The organism is Bacillus sp. SLBN-46, from assembly GCF_031453555.1.
Taxonomy (GTDB): domain Bacteria; phylum Bacillota; class Bacilli; order Bacillales; family Cytobacillaceae; genus Neobacillus.
The window spans coordinates 4,496,413-4,511,320 of sequence record NZ_JAVIZM010000001.1 but is presented as its reverse complement, the minus strand read 5'-3'; the positions used below and the strand labels follow the sequence as shown (position 1 = coordinate 4,511,320).

At 39.0% G+C, this 14,908-nt stretch carries 15 protein-coding genes and 1 other annotated feature; of the genes, 11 read left to right on the top strand and 4 right to left on the bottom strand.

Features of this window, described 5'->3' with window-relative positions; all coding sequences use genetic code 11:
- Positions 1-82: 82 nt before the first annotated feature.
- Entirely contained in the window at positions 83-1,069 is a 987-nt protein-coding gene (locus QFZ87_RS22980; protein ID WP_309866713.1) for a Gfo/Idh/MocA family protein, read from the top strand.
- A 38-nt stretch (positions 1,070-1,107) separates the two neighbouring features.
- On the opposite strand, the gene brnQ is transcribed toward QFZ87_RS22980, so the two are convergent.
- Entirely contained in the window at positions 1,108-2,448 is a 1,341-nt protein-coding gene (brnQ, locus tag QFZ87_RS22975) for a branched-chain amino acid transport system II carrier protein (RefSeq protein WP_309866710.1), read from the bottom strand.
- A gap of 59 nt (positions 2,449-2,507) precedes the next feature.
- Positions 2,508-2,755 (bottom strand) — a binding site (T-box leader).
- Positions 2,756-2,992: 237 nt separating this feature from the next.
- Between brnQ and QFZ87_RS22970 the strand changes: the two genes are divergently transcribed.
- From QFZ87_RS22970 to kynB, 3 genes are all read left to right on the top strand, one after another.
- Positions 2,993-4,009 carry a 4Fe-4S binding protein gene (locus tag QFZ87_RS22970; RefSeq protein WP_309866707.1) on the top strand — a complete coding sequence of 339 codons (1,017 nt, stop codon included), beginning with the start codon at positions 2,993-2,995 and terminating at the stop codon, positions 4,007-4,009.
- Between the two features lie 75 nt (positions 4,010-4,084).
- Positions 4,085-6,043: a WG repeat-containing protein gene (locus QFZ87_RS22965; protein WP_309866705.1), complete on the top strand. Its 1,959-nt coding sequence runs from the start codon at positions 4,085-4,087 to the stop codon at positions 6,041-6,043.
- Between the two features lie 125 nt (positions 6,044-6,168).
- Positions 6,169-6,789, top strand: coding sequence for an arylformamidase (kynB, locus tag QFZ87_RS22960; protein WP_309866702.1), 621 nt, complete (start codon positions 6,169-6,171; stop codon positions 6,787-6,789).
- A 38-nt stretch (positions 6,790-6,827) separates the two neighbouring features.
- Here kynB and QFZ87_RS22955 read toward each other — a convergent pair whose 3' ends face one another.
- Together QFZ87_RS22955 and QFZ87_RS22950 are read right to left on the bottom strand one after the other, a co-directional pair.
- Positions 6,828-7,922, bottom strand: a complete 1,095-nt coding sequence (locus QFZ87_RS22955) for a copper resistance D family protein (protein ID WP_309866700.1) — start codon at positions 7,920-7,922, stop codon at positions 6,828-6,830.
- Complete coding sequence (locus QFZ87_RS22950) at positions 7,923-8,543, bottom strand: copper resistance CopC family protein (protein WP_309866697.1); 621 nt, start codon at positions 8,541-8,543, stop codon at positions 7,923-7,925.
- 188 nt (positions 8,544-8,731) lie between these two features.
- On the opposite strand from QFZ87_RS22950, the gene QFZ87_RS22945 reads away from it, so the two are divergent.
- Complete coding sequence (locus QFZ87_RS22945; RefSeq protein WP_309866695.1) at positions 8,732-8,980, top strand: amino acid decarboxylase; 249 nt, start codon at positions 8,732-8,734, stop codon at positions 8,978-8,980.
- On the opposite strand, the gene QFZ87_RS22940 is transcribed toward QFZ87_RS22945, so the two are convergent.
- Complete coding sequence (locus QFZ87_RS22940; protein ID WP_309866693.1) at positions 8,977-9,678, bottom strand: Crp/Fnr family transcriptional regulator; 702 nt, start codon at positions 9,676-9,678, stop codon at positions 8,977-8,979. The two genes, QFZ87_RS22945 and QFZ87_RS22940, sit on opposite strands and share 4 nt — an antisense overlap.
- A gap of 201 nt (positions 9,679-9,879) precedes the next feature.
- Here QFZ87_RS22940 and QFZ87_RS22935 point away from each other — a divergent pair, with 201 nt between their 5' ends.
- The 6 genes from QFZ87_RS22935 (at position 9,880) to QFZ87_RS22910 (ending at position 14,879) form a co-directional block, all read left to right on the top strand.
- Entirely contained in the window at positions 9,880-10,338 is a 459-nt protein-coding gene (locus QFZ87_RS22935; RefSeq protein ID WP_309866691.1) for a flavodoxin, read from the top strand.
- A 3-nt stretch (positions 10,339-10,341) separates the two neighbouring features.
- Positions 10,342-10,551, top strand: a complete 210-nt coding sequence (locus QFZ87_RS22930; protein ID WP_309866689.1) for a heavy-metal-associated domain-containing protein — start codon at positions 10,342-10,344, stop codon at positions 10,549-10,551.
- 213 nt (positions 10,552-10,764) lie between these two features.
- A complete protein-coding gene (locus QFZ87_RS22925; protein ID WP_309868057.1) occupies positions 10,765-11,568 on the top strand; it encodes an MBL fold metallo-hydrolase in 804 nt (267 codons plus the stop codon).
- A 152-nt stretch (positions 11,569-11,720) separates the two neighbouring features.
- Positions 11,721-12,020 (top strand): DUF5658 family protein, encoded by a 300-nt coding sequence (locus QFZ87_RS22920; protein ID WP_309866686.1) that lies wholly within the window; start codon positions 11,721-11,723, stop codon positions 12,018-12,020.
- A gap of 103 nt (positions 12,021-12,123) precedes the next feature.
- The gene (locus tag QFZ87_RS22915) at positions 12,124-13,269 is read left to right on the top strand and encodes a DEAD/DEAH box helicase (protein WP_309866683.1); all 1,146 of its coding nucleotides are present in this window, start codon (positions 12,124-12,126) and stop codon (positions 13,267-13,269) included.
- A 146-nt stretch (positions 13,270-13,415) separates the two neighbouring features.
- On the top strand, positions 13,416-14,879 hold the full coding sequence (locus QFZ87_RS22910; RefSeq protein WP_309866679.1) for an amidase family protein: 1,464 nt from the start codon (positions 13,416-13,418) through the stop codon (positions 14,877-14,879).
- Positions 14,880-14,908 lie beyond the last annotated feature (29 nt).

Genomic DNA, 14,908 nt, shown 5'->3' with positions numbered 1-14,908 from the left:
ATATTTTCTTAAAATTAGTAAGCAGGTCTTTAATGCGTTAAAATGGTAAGTTGAAAAGTACATAATTGAAAGAGGTAATAAGATGATTAACTTTGCTACAGTTGGTACAGGATGGATCACGGACTCTTTTATCCAAGCCGCACAGCTCAGTGGGAAGTTCCAGTTAGTAGGGGTTCATTCCCGCACAGAAGGGAAAGCGAAGCAGATGGCCGACAAGCATCAGGCTGCTCATTTTTATACAAATCTAGAGGAGATGGCCAATAGTGAAGAAATTCAAGCAGTCTATATTGCCTCTCCTAATTCTCTTCACTTCGAACAAGCGCTAATTTTTTTGAAAAATAAAAAGCATGTTATCTGTGAAAAACCTATTTTTTCAAATACGGCTGAATTGGAATTGGCGTACAAGACGGCAGAGGAAAATGGCGTTTACTTAGTTGAAGCCATCCGTAATATTCATACACCTAATTTCCATATTTTAAAGGAAAAATTAGGAATGGCTGGGGACCTGCGAAGTGCCATGTTACCCTATATCGGTTATTCATCTCGTTATGATTTGGTGTTACAAGGGGAAGAGCCGAATATCTTCTCCGCTGTCTATTCAGGGGGAGCACTTGTTGATTTAGGTGTTTATCCACTTTATTTAGCCGTTTGTTTATTTGGTGAGCCAAGAAAGGTGACTTATCATCCAGTGATATTAAGAACTGGAGTGGATGGCAGCGGCACACTTGTATTAGAGTATGAAGGTTTTGTATGTACCATCCTTTGCTCTAAAATATCCCATTCAGAGCTTCCTTGTGAAATTCATGGCGAAAAGGGAAGTTTCTTACTCGAAGATGCGGCACCGATTTCAGAAATTAAATTTATTGACAGCCATTCGAAAGACAGTCAAATTTTGAGTGTAGATCAAGAAGAGCAAAACATGATCTATGAATGTTTAAGTTTTGCCAATGTCATTGAAACGAAGAATAATGAAGAATATACTCGTTTGAAAAATTGGAGTCAGATCGTCCTTCGTATCACAGAAGAAGCACGTAAACAGAATAATATTATTTTTTCTATAGAAAAGTAAAAAATGCCAGTGGATCTGATATATCCACTGGCATTTTCTTATGCGACTTTCCCTAAATCACGTGCTTCGCTAGGTGATGAAGTGCGACGGAACTTTTCCCAAACCAATCCAACTAAGGCGCCGACAAGGGCAGGGACAACCCAGCTTAAGCCCACAGAAGCAAATGGTAAACTGCTCATAAATGCTTCTAAGAAACTCATCTTTACTCCAAACATTTTTAAACCATCAAATAAACTAACCAATCCTGTAAAAAGCATGGACAGGGCATACACCTTTTGTGAACCGCCGAAGAAGCGATGGAAAAAGGCAAGTGTAACTAGAACAATGGTTAACGGGTAAGCCATAACCAAGAATGGAACAGAAATCGTAATGATTTGGTTTAACCCAAGATTGGCGATTAAAAAGCTTGCTACTGTAACTAATGTAACCACTAAACGGTAACTAAGCTTCGGTGCCACCTTTGAAAAATACTGACCACATGCAATAGTTAAGCCGACGCAGGTTGTAAAGCAGGCAAGTGTAAAAATGACTCCAAGAAGGACTTTTCCGCTATTGCCTAACAAAAGTGTGGATGCGGAGGAAAGAATAGCCGTTCCATTATCAAATGTACCGTAACCAGCCATTTTTGCACCCAATAAACCAATGGCGACATAAACAAGAGCAAGTGCTGTACCGGCAACCAAGCCAGCTTTAACTGTATAAGAAGTTAGTTCTTTTTTGCTAGATACACCTTTTTGTTTAAGTGTAGTTAAAACAACAATCCCAAAGGCAAGGGCGGCTAAGGCGTCCATTGTAGAGTAGCCATCGATAAAGCCTTTGAAAAGGGACGCAGATTGATAATTTTCTACCGGTGCTTGTAATGGTTGATCTAACTTTAGAAAGCCGGTGACACACAGGACAACAATGGATAATAACAGTGTTGGTGTAATAAAGCGGCCCATGTAATCAACGACTTTAGATGGATTTAAGCTTAGTAAGTAGACTAGCAAGAAGAAAACTGCTGTAAAACCTACTAATAGCATGGATTGACTAGCAGATACATGACCGAGAAAAGGTTTGAATCCCATTTCAAAAGCAACATTCGCATTTCTAGGTACACCGAAGAACGGTCCGATTGATAAATAAACGACAACGGTAAAAATAGGACCAAACCACGGGTGAACCCGGCTGCCGAGTGTGTTTACACCGTCTTTCACTAGTGCAATTGCCGTTAGAACTAACAGTGGAAGTCCCACAGCGGTAATAATAAATCCAATGATGGCCGGCCAAAAAGAAGTTCCAGAGCCCATTCCTAAAAAGGGTGGGAAAATTAAGTTCCCCGCTCCAAAAAACATGGAAAATAGCATTAAACCTACAAATAACGTATCCTTCTTCTTCATCTTTCTCTCTCCTTTTTCTGAAACAGATTTTTATCCAAAACAAAAAGCCCGCCCCTATGGATAGGGACGAGCTAGCTCGCGTTACCACCCTACTTCCGCAATAAATAAAAGCAATCGCGGCTCTCGATCAACGTACCATCATACGTGTCCCATGTTAACGGCGGGCAGGTCGGCAAAGGCTTACTAAACAATTTCAGCCTTGCATCTCGGAGATGATTTTCACTTAGTTCCTGACACCGGCTTCCACCAACCGCCGGCTCTCTGAGGTACAAGAAATATAAGCTACTCTTCTCGTCATCGATTTTGATAATTTTAAAAGATTCTAATAAATATGAATAAAGCAATTATATTATTTTTAAATAATTTTGCAACCCTTTTTTTAAAAAAAAATAGGGAAACCGTTTACATAGTGAAAATCATTTTTGACAGAATTAAGTTGCTAATGTGACATCTTTATGAAATGAAACAGTTCGATGATTAATATCACTTACCCTGTTTTTACCCTTCTTTATAGTAAAAGTAATGGAAGAATGGAGGAAATGTGATGAAATCAAAAGCATGGTATAAAAAACAGTTGAAGCGAAAGCCCATTACCATCACAAGATATGTGGTTCAGTCTGTTTTTTTATTGTTTTTACTATATGTAGGTGTGCAGTTCTACCGCTTTTATATGCACTTTGAAACGCTTGGAGAAACTACCTTTGTCGAAAGACCTTCTGCAGTCGAAGGCTTTTTGCCAATCAGTGCACTAGTTGCATTAAAGGTTTGGATTAATAGTGGGGAATTCGATCAGATTCACCCGGCAGGTCTTGTCCTATTTACCTTTTTTGTAGGAGCGGGAATCATCTTCCGTAAATCCTTTTGCAGTTGGTTCTGTCCTGTTGGTACAGTTAGTGAGTGGACAGCAAGACTAGGAAAAAAGATATTTAAAAGGAATTTTGAGATTCCCACGTGGCTGGCATGGCTCTTATCACCTATCAAATATTTATTGCTCTTGTTCTTCTTGAGTATGGTTATACAAATGTCCACCTATAGTGCAAAAGCTTTCCTAGAGTTGGATTATAATAAAGTTTCTGATGTAAAGATGTTGCAATTCTTTTTAACTATTGGCGGAACGGGTTTAACGGTTATTGCAGTGATTTTTATTTTGTCGTTATTCTTTAAAAACTTCTGGTGTCGTTTCCTTTGCCCATATGGTGCATTAATTGGTCTTGGTTCCATATTTAGAATTACAAAGATTCGTAGAAATGAAGAGACCTGCACGAATTGTGAAATGTGTACAAAGGTTTGCCCACAGAGGTTAAAGGTCCATAAGGTGGAAGCAGTTAATTCACTTAACTGCACGGCGTGTATGTCCTGCGTGGAAGCTTGTCCTGTTAAGGATACGTTGAATATGACGGTTGTAAATAAGAAGGTCAACAAATGGTTTATTCCCGTCGCTTTCCTAGTGATGTTTATTTTAGTCGTAGGTATTGCAAAACTAACCGGTCATTGGGATACAATCATTTCTTATGAAGAGTGGAAGCAACTGATTCCAGATGCTAATTATGTTGGACATTAAATCAATAGACTCTTAGATAAACACCCAGTTTACTTTTTTCATATACATATAGAAAAGTAAACTGGGTGTGTTGTTATGTATGAGCGTAAGCGTCAACTAGTGAATTGGATTCATTCCTGCCTTCCCGCGGGTGCAGAATTACAAGAGGTCCTTCGATATGATGATTTGGATGGTGATGGAATAATTGAAGTGTTTGGAATGTACCGTTACCATCATCAACTGTATTTGTTTGTGCTGAAAAACTATGGGGAACATTATTGGTTTTATTATCCGCTATCGAATGAAATAGTGAATAGAGCAATCCGAGCGTTCTCTATTCCTACTGAGGAAAGAGCAATTTATCTGTTTCCTGCACCGATCAAACAAGTAGGCGGAACAAAATGGGGCTATATTGATGCAAAAGGAAAATTTGTCCTTTCTGCCGTTTATGATGAGGCTAGAGACTTTCAAGAGAATGGGCTCGCTATCGTTAGATCGGGGGATCAATCAGGTGTGATTGATCCAAAGAGATATTTTATCGTAAAACCAAAATATGATACGATTCAGCCGTTTTCAGAAGGCCGAGCCATTGTTAATGACCGTCAAGGGACTAAGGTCATTGATGAGAGCGGCAAGGAAATCACCGAAAAAGCCTATTCCGTTATTATCCCAGATTATAAGGAAGGGCGCGTCGCAGCAGCGATAGAGGATGAACATGGCCAGTATGAATATGGTTATTTGAACAAAAGAGGTAAGGAAGTCATTCCCTTAATCTATGTTTCTACAAGTGAATTTAAGGATGGAAAAGCAATTGTAAAAACGAAGGAAGGGACCTTTCAGTTAATCGATTTAACTGGAAATGTGCTGAAATCCTTTCCATATGCATTCGTCGGTCATTATGGCCAAGGGTTACTAGCATTCAAGAAAACGGAAGATGGGAAATTTGGATTTATCGATGAAGAAGGTAGGATCGTCATAGAGCCTCGTTTCACTGATGCAGAACCATTTATAGGAGGGCGCGCCATCGTTGCTGTGTCTGACAATAACCAAGCACGCTACGGATTAATTGATCAAAAAGGGCATTTTGTCATAAAACCAAACTACAATAATCTGATCAATCTAGGGGAAAATCGGTTTGCCGTTGGTAAGGAAAGGCAGCCGGAACAGCCCTGTATCAAGTCTATTTATGCGTTGGGGGATTCTGCAGGTCATATTTTAACCGGTTTTATTTTTAATGAAATTACAACCTTTGAAGAAGGGTTGGCTTCTGTATCTGATGACCAACATACTTTCTTTATTGATAAAAGTGGAAGGCGAGCGAAGCACCTGCCATTGGTTAACGGGAGTGGCACATTGCAAATTGAGAAAACAATGATTAAGAGTGTAGTCGATATGCGATTACAATATTTTAGCCTTAACGGTGATTTAGTATGGAAGCAAAACACTATGATTCCCCTAACCAAGCAGTACTTCATTTTAGAACAAAAATATCGACCCAATAAAGATTATTTAGTTTACTATCCACAACTACGAGGTATTCCAAATGAGGCAGCCGTGAATGCATCCTTAGCAAAGCTTGCTGGTGTAAAGCCAGTACCTTCCCATACACAGCTGGAATCCAACTATGATGGTGATTTTGAGCTTCCTTTTTATCAAAAAGATTTACTAGTAATTGAAATTACCGGGTATGATTATGTATCTTGTGCGGCTCATGGTATGCCCATTTCTAAATATGCTCATATCAATCTTAAAACCGGCACCATGTATCAGTTAAAAGATTTGTTCAAAAAAGGGAGCTCGTTCGTAAAAATTATTAGTGACTACATTGGGAACAAAATCAAAACCGATGATCAATATTCTTACATCACACCTGATGATTATCATGGAATAAAGGAAGACCAGCCCTTTTTTATTAATGAGGCAGGATTGAATATTTACTTTAAGCCTTATGAAATTGCTGCTTTTGCTGCGGGATTCCCAACATTTACGATTCCTTTTGAGGAATTAAAGGACAACATTAATCAGAATGGAAGCTTTTGGAGGTCATTTCATTAATGGGAGGCAGGAGGATATTCCTGCCTTTTTGGTTACTGAAAATTTCAAAATAACAATAGAAAAAGATAAGGGGAATATGAAATAATGTGAATAACTACCAGATGATAATAGAAGGAGTGAATTTCATGAGGATTTACGATATTTCTAGGAAGTTGGAAAATGGGATGCCGGTTTGGCCTGGGGATACTCCCTTTCAATATGAAGTCTCGTGGCCAATGGAGGAAAGCGGTTCCGTTAATGTAGGCAGACTTGAATTAAGTACCCATACAGGTACACATGTCGATGCCCCGTTTCATTTTGATAACAATGGAAAAAGAATCATAGAATTGGATCTTAATTTATACATAGGGCCTGCAAGAGTGGTTGATATGGAAGGGAAAGATAGTATTGGAGCAGCGGATGTAAAAGGCATCAATCTTGATGGAGTCACGAGAATCATATTTAAAACTCTTGCCTGGAAGAATTCCAATCTATTCCCGGAGAAGATTCCCCATATTGAGCCGGATTTGGCTGCATTTTTGGCGGGGAAAGGGATTAGGCTTATCGGTTTGGATGTCCCGTCAGTCGATCCAATCGACAGCAAAGAGCTGCTTGCCCATCATAGCTTAAATAAACACGGAATTCACATCCTGGAATCACTCCTCCTCGATGAGATCGAACCTGGAGATTATGAACTTATCGCTTTGCCATTGCCATTAGTAGAAGGAGATGGAAGTCCAGTCCGTGCAATCCTTCGTAAAAACTGAAAATGAAAAAGAAGAAGCTGACTCGCGCTTCTTCTTTTTCATTTTATGCTTAACATCAATGCTACATAGGCCGTGAAAATAAATAAGACGCTCATCAAAATGGTTAGACTCTTTTGAGATCTTTTTACAAAAATAATGATCGTTAATATGAGAAAAAAGATGGCTACTAGTAACAAGCTTACGGATCCGAGACCAAGTGTTACGTGTAACGGAAAAACAACCTCACTCGAATGAAAAAAGCTAAAAAGCGACGAGACACCCTCTGTTTTGAGTGTAATGAATATATCATGCGGTGGTGATTGCTGTCCTAGTGCCCCAGTAACAGCAAAAAGGAGTAACACAATTACACTCTCAAGCTTGGCCCATGATAGTGGGTTAAAGGTTGGTTCACTGGCCAGCTTTTTCCGAACCAGTACACTGTTTATAAAAGCAAACACGAGTAACGGTACGATCGTTAAATGCTTTACCAATAGGGCTTGTCCGTATGATAATGGCCATGTGTTAGCATAGTCCTTTACATCCATCACAAAGGTCATTAAGGAAATCCCAGTTATGATTGTAATAAGAAAACAAATCGCCGCCAGCGGAGTAAACCAGGTTAAAAACTTCAGCCAATTGTCATGATTTTTGGAGAACCAGCTGACCATCATCAAAACGCTAATCCATGTGCTAACAGCTAAGAAGTGAGCAGTGTGAGTAAAAAAACCAGGCCATTTAGATAGTGAACTGGCGTGACTGGACAAGCCGATGGTTCCAATCAATGCAAGTGTCAGGATTAAACCAGTAATAGATAAGTAAGGTTTCCGCTCCACCTTAATCGGGAGAAGAAATATAAACAATATGATCGAAAGGATTCCTGTTTTAATCCAGGATTTACCTGATTCAAAGTTAGTTAACACTGATTGCAGTGTGCTACCTATTCCCAAACCGCCCTCAGATAAATAAAGAATAATTCGTAAAACAGGCACAAAGGAAAAAAGGGCAATTCCTAGAACTGCCCCCAGGATAACCGCTTTTGAGACCTTTATCTCAGGACGGTAGTTTTCGGGTACAAGATTGATAATAAAACTTCCGAGCAATAAGGAAAAACATAAATAAAGCAAAGCTTCGCTTAGTACATTCAAAATAAACATTTAGGCATGCTTCCTTCTAAAAATTAACCAATAGCTCCCTAAGCCAACAATAATAATGAAGGCAACAGAAAACGGGATGACATATTCCTTGAAAGATGGCTTAGAAGGACTAGCTGTTGTAGGTACAGAAGCAGCCTGTTCTTTCCCATCAGTCGACTTGGATGTGGATGCGGTATCTGTAAGTTTAGCCTCTTCAGTTGATGTTTGCTCATCTTTTTCAGTTGATGAATCCGCACTACTAACTTGGGTTGTTGAGCTACTTGTCTCAGGCAATTGTACAGTAAAAGAAAGGTCTCCTTCAAGTGGATGTCCATCTGTCCCAATAATCTTCCAGTGTATAGAATAAGATCCGTTTGCAAGATCCTCAGGCAAAACACCCACTAACTGGTCGCCTTTAATTTCAACTGGTAGAGCAATAGTTGCACGGTTTGCATCCGCCAATGTAAATGTACTTGTTGGTTCCAAATTTGTTTCAAACGTAAGCGTAATTTCTTTCAATGATTCAGTAAGCACCGCGCCATCTTTAGGAGAGGAATCCTCTAAATGAGAATGGGCAAACACATTCGTTCCTAATAGAAAAAACAACAGAGCAGTTATTAAAGATATCTTATTAAACATCATTTTCAACTCCGTTATATTATTTAACTGTTGTCATTCTATCACCATTTTCATCTTCTTATATCGATTTGCAAGTAAAGTTCACAAACCTGTCGAAATTAAGGCCAATTTTACTTGATTTAAATCAATTTTTTCCAAAAAAAATGGTGATAAACTGAACCTAACTTTTAATAAAAGGGGAGCGGAAAAGTATGTTTCAAATCGTAGATAAAAAAGCAGTCATGGATGTTCGGGAAAGAATTGCAAAGGGAGAGCACCCACGACGAGAAATATTAAATTTTATTAAATCCGCACCTATTGGTACGATCTTTGAAATTCATTTGCCACATCGAGGCGAGCCGTTAATTGGGAGCATTCAATCGTTAGGAATGAATGTGATCGTTAATGAACTTGAACCTATGCATTTCCGGCTCATGGCGGTTAAATTATCTGAACTTTAGTCCATTCCAGCAATCATTTTTAATTGGTCCAACTCTAGAAGCTGTATTTGTCTGCGTCCATTCATGTTTATCCATTTTTTTGACACGAACGCTAAAAGCTTTCTGCTAACAGATTCTGGAGTTGTTCCTATATAGCTGGCTAGGTCCTTTTTTGAAATGGGCAGGGTAAAGGCATCATGACCTGCATTCATTTTTTCATGAAAAAGAATAAGAACCCTTGCGAGCCGTTGCTCTACTTCCATCAAACTTAATAATCCAACCGACTCATCTGCTTGATACAAACGTTCACTTAAAGCTAATAAAAATCGATAGGTTAAGTCAGCGTTCGTCTCCATTGTCTTTAAAAAATCCTTCTTCTTAATTGAGCATATAACCGTGTTTCCTACCGCTTCAGCATTTACATTATGTCTATCTTTTCGGAGTAAGGAAGATAAACCAAAGAAATCTCCAGGAAATAACAACCTGACAATTTGCTCTTTTCCTTCAGCAGACATTTTCGTTAGTTTAATTAACCCTTCATTTATGACAAATAGCGTCTCTGAACTCTCCCCTTCATGAAAGATAAACTCTCCTTTTACAAACTGACGGCTCTTGGTGACTTTTTGTAATAGTAAGAGATCCCCTTCCTTCAATCCCTTAAAAACAGGAACAGTTGTAAGACACGAAGCATCATGTGTGCAGCAATGTTCACAGCCCATCCTTCCTTCAACTCCTATATGACCGTTTTCATTCTATAGGTTCATCATAGCTCCTTTTTAGAGAAGGTGTAGTGATTTGTATCAATCAATTTTACTAGGAACTTCACCCAATTTTTTCAAAACGGCTGTTTCTTGATTTAGGTCAATGTTATTGAGAATTATTATCAATATAATGAAAGAAAAACAAGAGGTGAGTAGGTCATGCAAGCTTGTTTAATGGTTTATGCCAGTATGACAGGGAATACAGAAGAATTAGCGGAATTGATTGCGGAGGGCATTCGAAAGGCCGGAGGGTCAGTAGAAATAAAGGATATTTTAGAGGCAGATGTGACAGATCTTCACAACTACGACGGCATCCTTTTAGGTGCATATACTTGGGGGGATGGGGAGTTACCAGACGAATTTCTCGATTTCTACGATGAAATGGATCAAATAAACATAGCAGGGAAAAAAGCCGCTGCATTTGGCTCCTGTGACTCCTCTTATGAACAACGAGGAGGGGCTGTTGATTTGTTAATTGCAAAGCTAAAGGAGCTCGGCGCAGACGTCGTACAGGACGGATTGAAAATTGATTTAGCTCCAAACGACTCAGAAAAACTACAATGTATTAAGTTTGGTCAGTCGTTTATGGAACAAATTTCACAGATGAGAGGGGCTTAAAAAATGAGCATGATTGAATTAGCTTTAAATGATGTTGCGTGTACAGGGTGTATGGGAAAAATAAAAAGGAGAATCGAAAAAATCACTGGTGTGGAACAAGTGAAGATCCTGTCAGGAACCGGAAAAGTCCAAATAAAATTTAATAAAAATCATATTCAGATAGATGAAATCAACCAGACCATTCATAAATTAACATTACGTTCATTTGATTAAAGGAACTGTTACTTGAAAGCAGTTTCTTTTTTTTATAAAAATTAAATTTTATTAAGAACATAAATGTACGTTATAATATATAATTGAAAGGGAATGACATTTAAAAAAATAGATACTGTAATAATTTTTCCTCTCAGATTAATACTAGGCAAAAAGGGAGGAATACATTTGGAAATCGAAAAAGATAGCAAATTTGAGAAAACGTTTCTTCCGATGTCATCCATTGGCAATGGCGTTGGTATAGCTGTTCTCCCAGATGTTTTTAGTTATACGGACCAAATTGTCAATTTAATCCTGGTGGGAAACCCAAATGAGACAAATGAGTTTGTACTCGTTGATGCTGGCATGCCTAAGTCAGCAGAAGAAATAAAGGAAATGGTCCAAGAAAGATTTGGCGAGCATGCGATTCCCAAAGCGATCATCTTAACACATGGCCATTTTGATCATGTTGGTTCTATTGCTGCTTTATTAGAAGACTGGAATGTCCCTGTTTATGCGCACGAAGAGGAACTTCCGTATTTAACTGGACAGAAGGATTATCCTCCGGGCGATCCAAGTGTGGACAGTGGTTTGGTGGCTAAGTTATCACCTATGTTCCCTAATCATGGGATTAATATCAGTTCGCTCGTAAACGCACTTCCATCGGATGGCTCTGTGCCATTTATGCCTAATTGGCAATGGATACATACACCTGGCCATACACCTGGCCATGTTTCACTATTTCGTGAACAAGATGGGATGCTAATTGCCGGTGATGCATTTGTTACGGTCAAACAGGAGTCACTTTACAAGGTAATGACACAGACAAAAGAAATTAGTGGACCACCCAAATACTATACGACCGATTGGGATGCTGCATATGAATCGGTAAAAAAGCTTGAAGCGCTAAAGCCTCAGGTTGCAGTAACCGGACACGGTTTGCCAATGGGTGGAGAAGAATTGAAAGAAAATCTTGATTACTTGGTTGAACATTTTAGTGAGATCGGCAGGCCTGAAAGTGGACGATATGTCAATTGATTTTTATTCACGAGATGGGGGTTGCTATAGGAAGCAGCCCTATTATTTCGTTTGGTTGTTCGTTAATAAGAACATTTGATTAAGATTGTATCAGCATAAGTATAAGTAGATAAACTGGTTACTAATCTAATTTTGATTTAAAGGGGGAGCCAATGAGATTTTGTATATTCCTGCTGGTCGCTGGGTTGCTAGATGCTGTTTTAACTCATTTTGGGATTGTTTCTGGATTTGTGACGGAAGGAAATCCAGTGATGAAGGTGGTTATTCATAAAAGCTGGTCTTATTTCTATTTGATTAAAATATCTCTTCCACTGCTATTGCTGGGTTTGTTCTATTTACGGCCATTAAAGGGATGGACGAAGACTCTCTTGATATCTACCTGTATTTTATATTTTTCCGTCCTAGTGGTTCATGCTGCATGGATGATCCTCTATATTAATACTTCATTTTAATCTATATCTTTGAATCTAGACACTCCACGGTAATTACGATAGTATCAATAAGATATACAAATACTAATAATAAGAAAAATGATTTTTTATAAAGGAGTACAATATGTTAAATACGTTAAAGCCTTTTTTACAGGAAGCATGGGAAAAATCAGGGTTTCAAACTCCGACTTCGATTCAAGAATCGGCAATCCCACTGATTTTGGAAGGCAAAGATTTAATCGCTGAATCACCAACAGGAACAGGTAAAACACTTGCTTATTTACTTCCACTGTTACATAAAATCGATACCAATGTTCAAGGTCTACAAGCTGTTGTATTAGCCTCTTCACAAGAACTAGTCATGCAGGTATATCAGGAATTTCAAAAATGGTCAGAGGGAAGCGGAGTCAGAGGCACATCCATTATTGGCGGGGCAAACGTGAAACGCCAGCTTGAAAAATTAAAAAAGCGTCCCCAAGTCATTTTTGCTACACCTGGCCGTCTGTTTGAATTAATTAAACAAAAAAAGGTGAAAATGCACGAAGTGAAATTGGTTGTCCTTGACGAAGGCGATCAGCTGCTCATTCCAGAGCATTTAAACACAGTCCAAAACATTGTTAAATCAACGATGAATGACCGTCAAGTGGTTCTATTCTCTGCGACAATGAAAGCAGTAACAGAAAAATTGGCAAAGGAGCTTACAAAGGATCAAGAGGTTCTACGCATTGAAAAGGATGAAATGGCTTCCTCTGGAGAAGTAGAACATATTTATTTTTCATGTGAACCACGAGATAAAATCAAGCTTCTTGAAAAAATTGTCCGCTTGGAAAACAGTAAATCCTTAGCGTTTATTAATGATATTGGCGAGATTCAAGTGTTTAAAGAAAAATTACTTTTTAAAGAGCTTTCCATCGGAATTCTTCATAGTGACATGAAAAAGCTGGAGCGTCAGGCGGCTTTAAAATCGTTCCGTGATGGTAAAATGAAGATGCTTATTGCGACGGATGTAGCAGCAAGAGGACTTGATATTCAAGGAGTAACCCATGTGGTTCAGATTGATTCACCAAAGGACATTGCTCAGTATGTCCATAGAGCAGGTAGAACAGGAAGAATGGGTGCAAATGGAACGGTCATTTCTCTTGTTACAGAACGAGAAGAAAGAGAACTAAAGCGCTATTGTCGTGAGCTAAATGTTCCGCTTCAAAAGAGAGTATTTTATCAAGGGCAAATTTCTGAAGAAAATCAACGAATTCAAAAACAAAAAAGATAAACAAAAAATGGGGACAGTCCCCCACTGCGCTAAAGCGCCGGGGGACTGTCCCCAAAAAAGCGGTGGAGGATTCCACTGCTTTTTTTGCCTCGAAAAAAGGATTTAGACCATTTATCTTGAATTGTAAAAGAATTGGAGGGAAGACAATGGAAAATGTTAAATTAAAACAAATGCATGATGAGTGGCTTGAGGAAGTAACTATCAGTGAAATCCAAGAGAAATTGGATAGCGGTGAGCTTACATCAAAAGAACTGGTTCTCATGTACTTACATAGAGTTTCGCTTTATGATCAAAAGCTGCATTCTATCCTTGAAATTAATCCGGATGCTTTGCATATTGCAGAAGCATTAGATGCGGAGAGAAGGGAAAAAGGCACACGCAGCCAATTGCATGGAATCCCAATTTTAATTAAAGATAATATTGATACTCACGACAAAATGCATACAAGTGCTGGATCTCTAGCCTTAAAGGATTCGATTGCTTTAAAGGATTCTTTCGTCGCAGAGCAGTTACGAAAAGCAGGAGCAGTCATTCTTGGAAAAACCAATATGACAGAGTGGGCTAATTTCATGGCAAATGGAATGACAAGCGGCTATAGTTCTAGAGGCGGTCAGGTGCTCAATCCATATGGACCAGGAACCTTTGATGTCGGAGGCTCTAGTGCTGGTTCAGGAGCTGCAATAGCGGCCAATTTTGCAGCCGCCGCAGTGGGTACGGAGACCTCTGGTTCAATCTTGAACCCATCCTGTCAAAACTCTCTTGTAGGAATCAAGCCAACAGTGGGATTAATTAGCAGAAGAGGGATCATTCCGATTGCGCATACACAGGACACAGCTGGACCGATGGCTAGGACGGTGCAAGATGCAGCCATTCTGCTAAATGCCTTGTGTGGAAAGGATGAACAGGATCCTATTACGAAAACAAATCCGTTTAATCACTTTGACTTTACGGAGTTTCTTTTAAAAGAAGGACTTATAGGTAAGAGAATCGGTATTGCACTCGATGGATTCATGGAGCTTTTAAGTAAAGAGAAGCAAGCGGTTGTGGCTTCAGCTTTAGAAGCGTTGAAAACATCAGGAGCAGACATTGTTGATAATATTGAGATTCCTTCTGCAAAAGCGGAGTGGAAGTATGATGTGTTAACCTATGAATTTAAGCCTGATTTAAATGCCTATTTGAATCAGCTGCACCCTTCTGTTGGTATTCGATCGCTAGCCAATCTGATTGAGTTTAATAAGAAGGATGAGGAAAAAATGCTTAAATATGGGCAAGAGGTATTGCTTGAATCAGAAAGCACGAGTGGAACGCTGACAGAGGCTGCTTATTTCGATGCATTGGAGTTTGATCTTTATCATTCGACGAAGCAAGGGATTGATTTTGCTTTAGAAAAATATGAGCTGGATGTCATTATCTTCCCTAGTGAAAAAGGGTCACATATTAGTGCAAAAGCGGGATACCCATCGATTGCTGTTCCTGCTGGATTTACAGCTGCAGGGGAACCTGTAGGTATTACGTTTGCAGGAACGGCGTATAGTGAGCCACTGTTAATTGAAGTAGCCTATGCTTATGAACAAATGACAAAATGTAGAAAAGCCCCTGTCCTTAAATAAGAATAAGCTGATTTGTTTTCACCCATACT

Coding starts and splice junctions, on each gene's coding strand:
- QFZ87_RS22980 (WP_309866713.1), top strand. CDS start 83: ATGATTAACTTTGCTACAGTTGGTACAGGATGGATCACGGACTCTTTT.
- brnQ (WP_309866710.1), bottom strand. CDS start 2,448: ATGAAGAAGAAGGATACGTTATTTGTAGGTTTAATGCTATTTTCCATG.
- QFZ87_RS22970 (WP_309866707.1), top strand. CDS start 2,993: ATGAAATCAAAAGCATGGTATAAAAAACAGTTGAAGCGAAAGCCCATT.
- QFZ87_RS22965 (WP_309866705.1), top strand. CDS start 4,085: ATGTATGAGCGTAAGCGTCAACTAGTGAATTGGATTCATTCCTGCCTT.
- kynB (WP_309866702.1), top strand. CDS start 6,169: ATGAGGATTTACGATATTTCTAGGAAGTTGGAAAATGGGATGCCGGTT.
- QFZ87_RS22955 (WP_309866700.1), bottom strand. CDS start 7,922: ATGTTTATTTTGAATGTACTAAGCGAAGCTTTGCTTTATTTATGTTTT.
- QFZ87_RS22950 (WP_309866697.1), bottom strand. CDS start 8,543: ATGATGTTTAATAAGATATCTTTAATAACTGCTCTGTTGTTTTTTCTA.
- QFZ87_RS22945 (WP_309866695.1), top strand. CDS start 8,732: ATGTTTCAAATCGTAGATAAAAAAGCAGTCATGGATGTTCGGGAAAGA.
- QFZ87_RS22940 (WP_309866693.1), bottom strand. CDS start 9,678: ATGGGCTGTGAACATTGCTGCACACATGATGCTTCGTGTCTTACAACT.
- QFZ87_RS22935 (WP_309866691.1), top strand. CDS start 9,880: ATGCAAGCTTGTTTAATGGTTTATGCCAGTATGACAGGGAATACAGAA.
- QFZ87_RS22930 (WP_309866689.1), top strand. CDS start 10,342: ATGAGCATGATTGAATTAGCTTTAAATGATGTTGCGTGTACAGGGTGT.
- QFZ87_RS22925 (WP_309868057.1), top strand. CDS start 10,765: ATGTCATCCATTGGCAATGGCGTTGGTATAGCTGTTCTCCCAGATGTT.
- QFZ87_RS22920 (WP_309866686.1), top strand. CDS start 11,721: ATGAGATTTTGTATATTCCTGCTGGTCGCTGGGTTGCTAGATGCTGTT.
- QFZ87_RS22915 (WP_309866683.1), top strand. CDS start 12,124: ATGTTAAATACGTTAAAGCCTTTTTTACAGGAAGCATGGGAAAAATCA.
- QFZ87_RS22910 (WP_309866679.1), top strand. CDS start 13,416: ATGGAAAATGTTAAATTAAAACAAATGCATGATGAGTGGCTTGAGGAA.